Annotated in this window: 8 protein-coding genes and 2 rRNA genes; 4 read left to right on the top strand and 6 right to left on the bottom strand. The window is 40.4% G+C overall.

Going from position 1 to position 12,908, the window contains the following annotated elements:
• The 3 genes from V6M43_RS14700 to V6M43_RS14690 form a co-directional block, all read left to right on the top strand.
• A 23S ribosomal RNA gene (locus V6M43_RS14700) occupies positions 1 to 389 on the top strand; the annotation flags it as partial.
• A 107-nt stretch (positions 390 to 496) separates the two neighbouring features.
• Positions 497 to 608: ribosomal RNA gene (rrf, locus tag V6M43_RS14695) — 5S ribosomal RNA — on the top strand.
• 137 nt (positions 609 to 745) lie between these two features.
• The gene (locus V6M43_RS14690) at positions 746 to 1,585 is read left to right on the top strand and encodes a diacylglycerol/lipid kinase family protein (RefSeq protein ID WP_332736521.1); all 840 of its coding nucleotides are present in this window, start codon (positions 746 to 748) and stop codon (positions 1,583 to 1,585) included.
• Positions 1,586 to 1,646: 61 nt separating this feature from the next.
• On the opposite strand, the gene V6M43_RS14685 is transcribed toward V6M43_RS14690, so the two are convergent.
• The 6 genes from V6M43_RS14685 to V6M43_RS14660 form a co-directional block, all read right to left on the bottom strand.
• On the bottom strand, positions 1,647 to 2,087 hold the full coding sequence (locus V6M43_RS14685) for an RNA recognition motif domain-containing protein (protein ID WP_039134817.1): 441 nt from the start codon (positions 2,085 to 2,087) through the stop codon (positions 1,647 to 1,649).
• Positions 2,088 to 2,344: 257 nt separating this feature from the next.
• Positions 2,345 to 2,791, bottom strand: a complete 447-nt coding sequence (gene rplI / locus V6M43_RS14680) for a 50S ribosomal protein L9 (RefSeq protein ID WP_039134814.1) — start codon at positions 2,789 to 2,791, stop codon at positions 2,345 to 2,347.
• 88 nt (positions 2,792 to 2,879) lie between these two features.
• Positions 2,880 to 3,143 (bottom strand): 30S ribosomal protein S18, encoded by a 264-nt coding sequence (gene rpsR, locus V6M43_RS14675; RefSeq protein ID WP_039134810.1) that lies wholly within the window; start codon positions 3,141 to 3,143, stop codon positions 2,880 to 2,882.
• Between the two features lie 2 nt (positions 3,144 to 3,145).
• Positions 3,146 to 3,499 (bottom strand): 30S ribosomal protein S6, encoded by a 354-nt coding sequence (rpsF, locus tag V6M43_RS14670; protein ID WP_039134867.1) that lies wholly within the window; start codon positions 3,497 to 3,499, stop codon positions 3,146 to 3,148.
• A 111-nt stretch (positions 3,500 to 3,610) separates the two neighbouring features.
• Positions 3,611 to 5,884, bottom strand: a complete 2,274-nt coding sequence (gene tamL / locus V6M43_RS14665; protein WP_332736515.1) for a translocation and assembly module lipoprotein TamL — start codon at positions 5,882 to 5,884, stop codon at positions 3,611 to 3,613.
• Positions 5,881 to 10,503, bottom strand: a complete 4,623-nt coding sequence (locus tag V6M43_RS14660; protein WP_332736513.1) for a translocation/assembly module TamB domain-containing protein — start codon at positions 10,501 to 10,503, stop codon at positions 5,881 to 5,883. Before V6M43_RS14660 ends, tamL begins: the two co-directional genes overlap by 4 nt.
• Positions 10,504 to 11,051: 548 nt before the next feature.
• Between V6M43_RS14660 and htpG the strand changes: the two genes are divergently transcribed.
• Complete coding sequence (htpG, locus tag V6M43_RS14655) at positions 11,052 to 12,893, top strand: molecular chaperone HtpG (protein ID WP_332736511.1); 1,842 nt, start codon at positions 11,052 to 11,054, stop codon at positions 12,891 to 12,893.
• The last annotated feature ends 15 nt before the right edge of the window (positions 12,894 to 12,908 follow it).

The raw sequence follows: 12,908 nt of genomic DNA, 5'->3' as shown, positions 1-12,908 counted from the left end.
CCTCGATGTCGGTTCGTCACATCCTGGGGCTGGAGAAGGTCCCAAGGGTTCGGCTGTTCGCCGATTAAAGTGGCACGTGAACTGGGTTCAGAACGTCGCAAGACAGTTCGGTCCCTATCTGTGATGGGCGTTAGAAAATTGCGAGGACATGACCTTAGTACGAGAGGACCGGGTCGTACGTACCGCTGGTGTATCGGTTGTGCCGCCAGGTGCAATGCCGAGTAGCTATGTACGGACAGGATAAACGCTGAAAGCATCTAAGCGTGAAACCTACCTCAAGATGAGTTTTCTTTTAAGGGTCGTCAGAGACTATGACGTTGATAGGCTACAGGTGTAAAGGTGGTAACATCAAAGCCGAGTAGTACTAATTGCCCGTAAGCTTTAATTTTTTATTCTCTTCGGAGATAAAAGATGATTCATTACCGTTTTATTGCAACTTCCCAATATGTTAACTTATTGTATCCGCACTAGCTTCAGCGAAAGCGGATAACCTTATTATGGTGCTTATGCCGAGGGTGTTCACCTCTTCCCATACCGAACAGAGAAGTTAAGCCCCTCATGGCCGATGGTACTGCTATACCAGGCGGGAGAGTAGGTAGGTGCCATATTTATTAAAGCCCCAACAATTTTTTGTTGGGGCTTTTTTTTTGCTTATTCCTTCTCTCGCCCCATCCTTCTCATTATTAAAAACAGTTTCAATAATATTTGGATAACTATTAGCTCAATCCAGTAATTTGTTGCATGCATGATTGCCATATTATTAAACCCATACGCAGGCAGGAGAAAATCAAAATCAATACTGGCAACTATTGAGAAAATCCTCATAAATAAAGAAGTTCCCTATTCCGCTTTCATTAATTCATGGCCACAAAACTATTCAGAGTACAGCCAAATATGGCTTATAGGAGGAGATGGAACCCTGAATTTTTTTGTAAACAATTATGACTGTAAAAATATTCCTCTGGCATTATTTAAAGGCGGCACAGGTAATGATTTTGCCTGGAAACTCTATGGCGGTTGCTCCACTTCAGAGCAGGTACTGAAAGTTCTTGGGGCTGTACCCCGCGCTTTAGATGCAGGGATTTGTAATGGCAAATATTTCCTGAATACATTGGGTATTGGTTTTGATGGAAGAGTTTTAAGTATGATGCAAACTATCCGCTGGTTGGGTAGTTCGATCGGATATTATCTTGCCATAATCAGGATTATATTGTTATTTCAGGAACCAGTATATTCCATAACAAAAAATGGAGGTAAACCTGTATTCGGAAAGTTGCTATTATTGTTACTGAGCAATTCATCAAGAACCGGAGGAGGATTCCTGGTTTCACCAATGGCTGAACCTGATGACGGAGTGCTTGACCTGATAACATGTGAGCCTTTAAATATTACTCATAGGTTATGGGTATTACCACTTGTACGTACCGGGAAACATATATCACTTCCTTTTGTAAAGCACGAGCAGCTAAAGGAGTTGGTAGTACAAACTGATATCCTTCAACCTGCTCAACTAGACGGTGAATTAATTATTGCATCCCGTTTTGATTGTAGCATTGCTAAGGGTAAATTTCTTTTTTTATACTGAGGTCATAAAAAAAGGTCTGGCATAAGCCAGACCCGTATTTTTTGGTTGAATGTGCCAATGATTAATAATCACGACCGCCACCACCGTAACCACCACGGCTTCCGCCGCCATAGCCGCCGCCGCTACCGCCACGGTTTCCACCGCCGCCATAACCACCGCCACCGCTACGGTTTCCACCGCCACCGCCATAGCCACCACGGCTTCCGCCGCCGCCGCCGCCGAAGCTCTTCTTCTTGAATCCACCACCACCACCGCCTTCGCGAGGTTGTGATTCGTTCACGACGATGCTACGACCTTGTACTTCGGTGCCGTGTAATGCTGCGATAGCTGCGTTACCAGCTTCTGCATCTGACATTTCAACAAAACCAAAACCTTTTGAACGGTTGTTGTTGAATTTGTCTGTTACGATTTTTGCGGAAACTACTTCGCCATAAGGGGCAAACATTTCCAAGAGATCCTGCTCAGTCAGATCCCAACTGAGGTTGCCAACGTAAATGTTCATTTTCTAAATTTTTTTGAACCAATAAATAAACCCATAATGAAGCACAGTGAAACAAGAAACCAGATATACATTTACTTGGAAACGCTCTGGGAAGCATGCGCTACTGTAAAGATCATTAAGGAACCGTAACGAAGGTAATAAAATAGTTTTGAAACATACAAATACAAATAATATAAAAAAAGGGCCAAAATAAGATGTTGGACATAATTTACGCCCCTACCTTATTTTGGCCCCAGATATATTCTTAAAAGTAGTGCTTACTCAGCAACAACTTCAAAGTCTAACTCTGTAGATTTACCATTACCGAAATCAATAGTAGCCTTGTATTGACCCAATTCCTTTACTTCATCAGCAATGGAAATCTTTTTACGGTCAATTTCATATCCCTTTTGCTCGCGGATAGCTCTTGATATCTGCAGAGATGTAACACTTCCAAAGATTTTTCCGCTGGTACCTGTTTTGGCGCCCAGTTTCAAAGGTCCTTCCTGAAGCTTCGCTATCACGAGATTGATTTCTGCCAGCATCTTATCTTCTTTCTTCTTTTTAACCTTGAGCTTTTCTTGCATCTGCTTAAGGTTAGAAGGTGAAGCCTCAATAGCCAATTTCTTGGGTATGAGATAGTTACGGGCATAACCATTCTTTACAGCCACCAATTCATTGGCACCTCCGAGGTTATCTACGTCTTGAATGAGAATTACTTGCATTTTGTTATTTTTAAGTTCCCAGGCGCCCAGCGATTTATCGCTGTCTCCCGTTTAAAACGGGGTTAGGGAGTGGTTACTTTATGTTTTTCTATTTCAAAAGATCGGTTACGTATGGCAGGATAGCCATTTGACGAGCCTTTTTAACGGCTTCCGATACTTTTCTCTGGAATTTCAAACTGTTCCCGGTTAAACGACGTGGTAACATCTTACCCTGCTCATTCAGGAATTTCTTCAAAAATTCTCCGTCTTTGTAGTCAACATACTTGATACCGTACTTCTTGAAGCGACAGAATTTCTTTGCGCGCTTTTCAGTTTTGATCGCGGTCAGGTACTTAATTTCATTCTTTGCCATGATTAAGCCTCCACTTTTTCGGTTCCGGTTGGTACGCCACTTTTTCTTTTAGCATTGTACTCCACGGCGTATTTGTCGAGTACAGTGAACATGTGACGCAGGACATTGTCGTCACGCAGAAGCTGGATTTTCAGCTTCTCATTGAAGTCGGATGGCGCTTTGTACTCCATAACCCAGTATAAACCAGTGGTTTTCTTCTGGATGGGATACGCCAGTGATTTTAATCCCCATGGATTGGAATTCACTACCTCGCCACCATTGCTGGTAACCAGGTCACTGAATTTTTTCTGAGCTGCTTTGTAGTCCTCTTCGCTCAGAACAGGGGTAAAAATCACCATCAATTCGTAATTGTTCATGATCTGATTTGTGATTAAATAAATTAATTGGGGTGCAAAGGTAGGTATTAACATGCAAATTGCCTAAGAATGCATGTCCTTTTTTTGCGATAAGTGGCGGGTAACTATCTATCAGAAAGGATATCCAATAGCTATATTCAATACCATATTTTCCCTTCGCCACTCAGGAATGCCAGGATTGATTCTATCCACAACCCAACGATCTCCTTTATCAAGCCAAGGCTTTCTTAAAGGGAAAGCTATGTCAAATCGTAAAATAAGTATTGAAGCATCAATTCTAACTCCCACACCCGCGCCCACTCCCAGTTCACTCAACATATTACCCAGTTCAAATTTACCTCCTGGCTTTTCCGGATTTTCGCGTTGTAACCAAATGTTGCCTGCGTCTGCGAAAATAGCACCTTCAACAAGTTTCAGGAACTTCATCCTCAATTCGGTATTTACTTCCAATTTTATATCACCTGCCTCGTTGGCAATGTATGAACTAAGCGGACTCTGGTAACTTCCCGGACCAAGGGTCCGAGCCCGGAATGCTCTTACACTATTACTTCCTCCAATAAAGTATTGTTTTACAAATGGGAGTGAGTTGCTGTTGCCGTAGGAATACCCATATCCCATGTAAATTCGGTTAGCCCATGTAATGACAGGTGTAAGTTTCTGATATTGCCTGGCTTCACCCGAAAGTCTGACATATTGTGAAAAACTGTTATTAAGTAATTGTTTGTTCCGATTTGGTTCACTATGCACCAATAGTCCCAGTAGATTACCGGCCATATCTACATTACCCAACAGATAGTATGTACTTCTTTTCCCCGTGGGCTGAGTATTTTTTGTATAGGTATACTGGCTTCCCACGATAAATTGCTTTTCTATGGATTGCCGCAAGGCCGGATCATTTATGAGGATCTGCTCAAATTCTGGTGTGGTATTTCCCGGCTGTACAAAGGAAAACGAAAAAGGAATAAGGTGATGTTCTATAAACCTGTTTTGCCTCCAGGTATAGCCCATTTGAAGTGTTATAGAATTCAGGTTGTAAAGTTTGGGCCGGCTTAGGAGCTCGTAACCTGCGGTTATCCTTGTACGTGGGATAAAAGCAGATCTGGGATTTATCTTAAAAAATGGTATCACAAAGCCCGGAAGACTCATAACCATTTCTCCGTCTATACTATAACCATTTGTGTTCACCTGATTGGTTGTATTTGCACCAACCTGCCATTCAAATCCAGCAGCAAGATTAAACTCAAGACGATTAGCTCTCTTCATCCAGTTACGGTTAAGCGTTGTGAGTTTAACCTGGGATCCTACAAAATTATTTGATTTGCTATTGCCTGATAATTCCAGTTGCAGACCGAATTTGGGATAGGGAGTCATATATATCCTTGCATCCAGTATTGAACTGTCAAGATTACTTGTGATGTCTGTTTTGAGGAATTTGAAAGTTCCAAGGCTCATCAATCTTTGAAGTGTAAAATTGTGAGCTCTTAATCGATAGAGACTATCTTCTCTCAGAAAAACTAATTTCTCAAATACTTTTGGTAAAAATAAACTGTCGGGATCTGCCACCTTGTAATTACCCATATCAATTGGTTCAACAACTGAATTGATGCTATCTTTTACTAAAGTGTATGAAGGGTATAAAATAACATTCTTCATTCGATGTGGGCGGGTGGCAGATTCAGGAATATTCGCTTTAATGGTAACATAGAGATCAACCTGTTGCTTTTGTGTTGTGTCAACTTCAACTAGTAAATGATCGGCCATGAAATAATAAAATCCCTTTTCCTTTACCAATGAATTGATTCTTTCCCTTTCCGATTTTATGATCTGGAGACTATAATGATCGCCCGGTTTCAAAAGGCTGGCGCCAGTTGTTGCACGAATGGCAACTCCAAGTTGACTGCTGTCCAATTCGTAAGAAACTGAGCGGATAACGTAACGCGGACCGTGATCTATTTTATATTCAATAATTGCTTTCTTTTTAGCAGGAAATTTTATTTCATGCGAAACACTTGCCTGGAAAAATCCATTGTCTTCAAGGTAATATTCAAGTATTTCAGAAGTATAAGCCGGCTGTGCCTTACTTAGTAGTACAGGTGGCTCTCCCCATTTTTCCCTTAATAAATAATTCAAACCTTTCCCTTTGGGCTTACTCCCCATGTTGTAAAACCAGAGGCGGATTGGCATTCCAAGGAATCTTTTATTGGGGATAGGGCGAATTTTATCATTTAGTCCTGCTTCAAGGATCCGATAATCGGAGGGTCGTTTGGTTTCCCATAACAGTTTGCTCCCTTTATAAAGACGGTCACCATCAGGAACACTACGTACAGTACTGCAACTGCAGAATGCTATAGCCGAAATCACTAGTATAGTTAGTGTTAATCTCATTTTCTATTGGCTGTTTCCTGTAATTTTTTTGTTTTCCTGAACACCTCACTGAAGCGGTTATAGTCCATAACCATCATAATTGATAGCCCTGTTTCTATGATCTGACCTTCAAGGATCACATCCGTTTTATTGATCTGGTATGCCCTTAGTTTATATCGTCCATCCCGACTTATCTTATAATCAATTATCACATCTCCAATTAATGCACTGGCTGCCTGAGGATTGTTACCAAGTATTCCTACGTTAGAACCGATTGAAATATAAAGCCTGTCGTTAAGCAAACTTTTGCCTGCTGAAACACTTAAACTTGTTGATTCCTGCCTTGCACCCGTTACATAATCTTCGCGGGTTTGGAGATCAAAATTCAGATCAATTCCCTTTATCATATTATCTGCCAGGTTATTAATCTGTTGAGATAAAATTTTGCTTATACTTTGTTTTGCAGCAAAGGCAACCCCACCATCGGACCTGTCGTTAAAAACTGCAAGGGGATTATCAGATATAAAAGTTTGGAGGACCAGTAATCCCATCACCTGCTTATTAATTTCTGATGGAATATTGTTAATCTGTTTCAGGCGTGTATACACACTTCCGTTGAAAATATTACGGTCTTTTTCAGGCATATCGAGCCTGAAGCTTAAAGAAGGTTTTAGAAGTTCCTCTTTTATATTCAGATATATCTCAACTGGAATTCTTTGTTTGTACTGCATTCGGTTGGCCGTAGTACTTGTGAGCTGGTCTTCTACCAGGTCAATAGCAGGTGCATTTACTGTATGTTTTGCAGTTATATCAATTGTTGCCCGCAGGAGGTCGCCGTTCCAGGTTATGCTGCTACCTTTCTCAATAGAAAAGCTTCTTTTAATGAGCTGGTTTAAACTCATTTCATACTTACCCGATTCAATTTCATACCTGCCTGTCATAGTAATATGATTTCCCTGGTCAATCGTAAGGTTCAGACTGGTATTGCCCTTCGCTTCAATAAAATCTCCATTAAACTTATCAATTACTAATCTCAGCGTGGATGCCGGTGTGATCTCAATATTGCCCGAAAACTCAAATCCTTTAAGCCTTGCTGGCGCAAGCGTAATTGTATCTTTTACAGTTATCAAGGAAGAGTCAACAATATTGTCTTTATCTACAAATACTATTACTCCTTCCCGATTAGCAATACCTGGTTCTTCTTCAGGTATGACGAAGGTAACTTCAGATTTGTCACGCAGTTTTACATTCATATCAACCTGGGGAAGGTCCATGTTTCCAGTGATCCTGATTCTGCTGTCTATGAAGGCGGGGCCGTAAAATATCTGTTCGTTGTTTGCCTTAGGGCCTAAGGCCATAAAGTTTTCTGCATCCACATCAAGGTCAAATTCAAAATCAGAATAATCTTTGGTAAGAACATAACCATTTATATTAACCATACCTCCCAGACTGTCCTTCAAACTGAACTCCTGGAAGCCCACACCAAGCTCATTAAAAAAGATCTCTTCGTTATCAATAGTTACGGGTGTATTTAAGAAACTAACCGTTGCTTTTGCCTGTATGAATTTCATTGAACCACGAACTTGAGGTGTCAAAATTGGGCCTGTAACTCTTAATTCACCGGTTGAAATACCAGACATAGCCGTAACCTCCCCCATGGTAAATGCCTCAGCCGATGCCAGGTTAAGGCTATTCAATAAGAGTGTAGCATCGATTTCCTTACCGTACTTTGCATTTATAACTACATCATTCTGGTTTCCAATTAGGTTTGCAACTATTCCATATTCGCCTTCGGAAGGTGTGGAAATCCGGGCATTTAAAACACCCATCATATGGTTTTTAATCTTTAGACTGTCAATTTTCACTTCACCATCGGCGATCACGGAATTTGCCAGGTTAGACAAACGGACTTTACCATTCAAAAATCCGGAAACAAGTGCCGTATCGCGTTCCAATAAACCGCTGAAGGTGGAAAGTCTGAATTCATCAAAACTTAACTCAATGGGAGGAATACCATTTTCGGTTGATGCAACTGTAGTGACTACCAACTTTTGCGAATCTGAAACAAGTTGGAGGTCAGCGGTAGCTAAACGATTATTTCTAATCGAGACAAAATTTGGTGTTCCTGTGCCGAACCTTGTTTTATTTAGTAAGATTTCAGGAGCAAAATGAATATCGAAATCTTTTTTGGAAAGAAAAGCCATATCTCCACCGATCTGGTATTTTTTGGCTCCATTACGATCATCCAGATTAAGCCCCCAATTTATCGTACCGTTTGTGCCACCCCCTTCGAGCTTTGTTTTTCTTAGAGGAATTGTAGGATGTTCGAGACTGGCTATTCCGGCAAACATATGTACCGAATCTAAATTAGTGACAAAGTTGATTTCGGTGCTGTCTACAGCCATTTCACCATATCGGAAGAAGGGCTGCGTTGCATTTACAATCAGGAGGCTGCTATCTGTATCAAGTTTCGCCCTTATTGCTAATGGTTTTTTCATTTCAAGGAGAGGAAGCATCTTTGCCAGGTTTCTTGGCCATGTAATTGATGCATTTAATTCCATTTGCTGTTGGGCGTCAACCGTGTCAGCTTTTTGCGCTTCTACTGGTAGAATATGCTTGTAAAGGATTTTGTTAATGACCGAGAATACATTTGTATAATCATAATTACCAATTGCAGTAGCCCAGCCAAAGGGGCTCTCAAACCTGATCTCCTGGATATTATTTCCGGCATTTGCAGTAACGCGAATACTATCTAGAGTATAAACTTCCCTGCTATCGGAAACTTGAAGCTGGGTGGCATAAAACTCTCCGTCCAATTGCCTTGGTTTCGTATTTCTAAGATCTATATCAAAATCACCCTTAAGTAATAAAGGCGTTTTGCTGAAACCTAAAGCCTGAACATCAACACGGTCCACCTTCATTTTTCCGTTTATGGTAGGCGCCCCATTATTGATATTTCCTGAAAGATTGAAGCTTGCTGTAAGGTACGGGTCATCGCTTTGAACTTGTGCAGAATAATTGCCACGATCCAGCAATGCATCAACTGTAATATTCTTATAATTATGGCCCTTATAATATCCACTTTTAACGAAAACTGATCCATTTGCTGTGAGTTTTTCAATATTGTATCCTTTTCCTCTAATCTTTCCATTGGCGATTATACGTCCTAGTGAGGTATCTCCAATCACTTGCCCAATATCCATATTTAGTGAGCTAATTAAAATATCATAACTGCTATTAGTAGTATCCGTATAGTTTTTAAGATTGCCCCTGAAAACAGCATAACCATAGCTCGTATTAATATTTAATGATGCGTCAGCGTCATTTAAACCTCCCGCAAAACGTCCGCTTATATTTATCACTGCAGGAAGGGAAACATTAGAAGGAATACTTTTATCCGGCAGCCATGCACGCAATGCATTGTTACCCGTTGAAATATTTAAGCCATTAAGATCCGCAAAAAGCAAATCTGGTTGCTGCAGATTTTTTACCCTGCCATTGGCCGATAAACGGTTTCCAACATTATCTGAATAGGAAAAACCGTTTAGGTAAAGATTATCGAGCGTACCATTAATCTGACCATTCACTACAACAGTTTTATCCCAAATTTTCCGATAGCGACGATCATTCCGGAATTCCGGAACAAAGTAAAGTAGTTCAGATAATTCCAGCTTTGTTGAAAGCAAATTTGCCCTTATACCAAAATCCGAGGGCGCATAGTTTTTGTTGCTCCAGGAGGGTACAGTTAGCTGAACCATTTTCGCTATTCGGCTGCCCTTGGTTTCAAGGAACAGATTATTTAACCATATCTCCGAATCGCTATATGAAAAATCTCCGTTAGCCCTCCTGATAGTAAATCCTGATTTTTCAATAAGTTCAAGCTTCTGAATCTTACCTGTAATCAGCGTGTCTGTATAGGTTAAGTTGCGGATGATTGCGTTGAGTGGACTAAAATAAAAGTTTGATGGTTCAAATGCATTAGTATATCCTGAAGGTTTCCCTCGTACATCAACAAAATTAAATTTACCACCCCTCATCTCCATTAAGGGAGATAACACAATCCAGGAAGCACTTGAAGCAGTACTTACTGAATCTTTCCTTGCATCCCTGTGAACATAGCCGGATGGATTGTTTAAATCGACAAAACCAGCATTTATAACCTGCCGTTTTAGATCAAAAGAGAATAATCGGAACGACGCACGGGGCAAATTCCATCCTGTTTTTATACCATTGCTTTCGTCATTATATTGAAAACTTGATTGCGAGATTAGTAGTGATTTTGCATTTAAGCGGAGGGCGCCTGCAACAGAATCCACAGGGTCGAGCAAAGCTTTCTGGGTGATATGTTTTTTGGTATAAAACCCATTTAGTCTGCCAATTTTTACTTCCCGCATATCATAAATGCCAGCACCAGGATCAATCCTGTCAGTAATGACCAGGAGATCACCTAAACTTATAACTGATGCTAGTCCCCCTTTTGTATCAAAGTAACTTAGCTTAAGGTCATTGAGCTTTAACCTTCCCACTCTGAACTGAAGAGAAGTTGAAGAACTGCTGTCAGATTTAGCGGCAACATTAGCGTTGGGCTTTTGAGCCAGACTGTCAATGATGAACTGGTAACTTAATATGTCGTCTGGCAAAGAATAGACATTTATCAAAACCTTTTGCCAATCAATATTATTGATAACCAACTTATTTTGAAAGAGAGGAGCAAGTTGGAACCGAATTCGTAATGTATCACTAAATGCGAATAAGTTCGCTTGCTGATCGAAAATGGTGAATGACTCAAGGGTCAGTTGGGATAAACCGGTGAGTCGAAGTTTTCCAATGTTCACTTTCGTACCCAGCTTTTTTTCCAGGAATTTCTCGGTTTTGATTTGCAGATATTGCTGAACGGGATTTGTTTGTAAAGCAAGAAGCCCGGTCAAAATGACCAGGAACAAAGCCAACAAGCTCCACAACACCCATCTAACCCATCGGGGCAGGCGTCCCGGATAAAGTTTTACTACTTTCAATTGATTATCTGATGCTTATGAATTGAAAATATTATGCCGAATCTAACGTGCTTCCATCTAATGTCAGCTAAAAATCAATGGATTCTGACAAAATTGCTGTTTTTTGATGGTAACAGGCCTATGGCACTTCATTTGATGCCCGGGTTATACCATTAACAGGTAAAAACGACTTTATGCAAAAAGGTAGTATCAGAGTACAAACGGAGAATATTTTCCCCATTATTAAAAAATTCCTTTATAGTGAACATGACATATTCCTGAGGGAACTTATAAGTAATGCAGTAGATGCCACCCAAAAATTAAAGACGCTTTCTTCAATTGGAGAAGCAAAAGGGGAGATAGGTGACCTATCAATTACGGTTACCCTTGATGCGACTGCTAAAACTTTGACGATCTCAGATAAGGGCGTAGGCATGACTTCAGAGGAAGTTGACAAATATATCAACCAGGTAGCTTTTTCGGGAGCCGAGGAATTTCTTAATAAATACAAAGGGCAGAACGAGAATAACATTATCGGCCATTTTGGACTGGGCTTTTATTCGTCTTTTATGGTGAGCGACAAAGTGGAGATTATAACAAAGAGTTTCAAGGATTCGCCAGCTGTAAAATGGGAATGTGATGGAAGTCCTGAATACCAGTTGGAAGAAACAACAAAAAATGAGAGGGGAACGGATATTGTGCTTTTTATAAATGAGGAGAGTAAAGAGTTTCTTGAAGCAGGAAGAATTAATAGCGTGCTGAACCGATTCTGCCGCTTCCTTCCCGTACCAATTTTCTTTGAAGGTGAACAGATAAACAATCCTACTCCGGCCTGGACCCGCAAACCCTCCGAACTGTCTACAGAAGACTACCAGAATTTTTATAAAGAGCTATATCCATACAACGAAGCTCCTCTGTTTTGGATCCATCTTAATGTTGATTATCCATTTAACCTTACGGGTATTCTATATTTCCCCCGAATTAAACAGAGTTTCGAAATCCAGAAAGACAAAATTCAGCTATACAGTAACCAGGTATTTGTAACAGACGAAGTAAAGGATATCGTTCCTGAATTTTTGATGTTGCTGCAGGGAGTTATTGATAGTCCGGATATTCCACTGAATGTAAGCAGAAGTTATTTGCAGGGAGACCCTAATGTGAGAAAGATTAATAACCATATCACCAAGAAAGTTGCTGATAAGCTTGAGGAAATCTTTAATAAGGACAGAAAGGAATTCGAGGAGAAATGGGAAAGTCTGGGCTTGTTTGTGAAATATGGAATGATGACCGATGATAAGTTCCTTGAGAAGGCGGAAAAATTCCATGTGATGCAGGATGCAACTGACAATCATTTTTATACCTTGGAAGAGTACAAGGCTTCAACGTCTGCGTTGCAGAAAAATAAGGAAGGAAAGCAAGTGATACTTTATGCCACAGATAATGTTCAACAAGATGCTTTTATTAAAGGAGCGACTAACAAGGGTTATAAGGTAGTTAAGCTGGAGACAATTGTGGATGCAGCTTTCATTAATCAAATGGAAATGAAATGGAGTGATGTCCATTTTGTAAGAGTTGATGCTGATATAGCAGAAAACCTGATTGATAAGCAGGAGAGTAGTGATTCTGTTTTGAATAAGGAGCAGGAAGAACAGTTGCGCAAACTGTTTGAGCAGCAACCTGCAGGATTACATCTTACTGTTGAGGTTAAAGGCTTAAGTCCCGAAGCAGCACCTGTAGTAGCAACAAGGCCTGAATTTATGCGACGAATGAAAGATATGGCAGCAGTAAGTGGTCCCATGGGCAGTTTTTATGCTAATATGCCGGATGAAGTGACCCTGACAATAAATGGGAATCATTCTATTTATCAACAGATCCTTTCACAGAATGATTCCGGTACTCAGGAAAAATTGGTTCGTAATCTTGCAGATCTGGCATTGTTATCACAAGGATTACTAAAAGGCGCGGCATTGACAACTTTTATTGAACGTAGTGTTGATTTGATGGCAAAGAAAGAAGTGGCTGGTACCGCAGTATAAACTGATACTTCAAAT

It is taken from the genome of Flavihumibacter sp., from assembly GCF_036676075.1.
Lineage (GTDB): Bacteria > Bacteroidota > Bacteroidia > Chitinophagales > Chitinophagaceae > Flavihumibacter.
The sequence above is the reverse complement of the archived record's forward strand: the minus strand, read 5'-3'. Positions and strand labels throughout refer to the sequence as shown.

Bases quoted from the DNA above. Each gene is read 5' to 3' on its own strand.
- V6M43_RS14690 (WP_332736521.1), top strand. From the start codon at position 746: ATGATTGCCATATTATTAAACCCATACGCAGGCAGGAGAAAATCAAAA.
- htpG (WP_332736511.1), top strand. From the start codon at position 11,052: ATGCAAAAAGGTAGTATCAGAGTACAAACGGAGAATATTTTCCCCATT.
- tamL (WP_332736515.1), bottom strand. From the start codon at position 5,884: ATGAGATTAACACTAACTATACTAGTGATTTCGGCTATAGCATTCTGC.
- rpsR (WP_039134810.1), bottom strand. From the start codon at position 3,143: ATGGCAAAGAATGAAATTAAGTACCTGACCGCGATCAAAACTGAAAAG.
- rpsF (WP_039134867.1), bottom strand. From the start codon at position 3,499: ATGAACAATTACGAATTGATGGTGATTTTTACCCCTGTTCTGAGCGAA.
- rplI (WP_039134814.1), bottom strand. From the start codon at position 2,791: ATGCAAGTAATTCTCATTCAAGACGTAGATAACCTCGGAGGTGCCAAT.
- V6M43_RS14685 (WP_039134817.1), bottom strand. From the start codon at position 2,087: ATGAACATTTACGTTGGCAACCTCAGTTGGGATCTGACTGAGCAGGAT.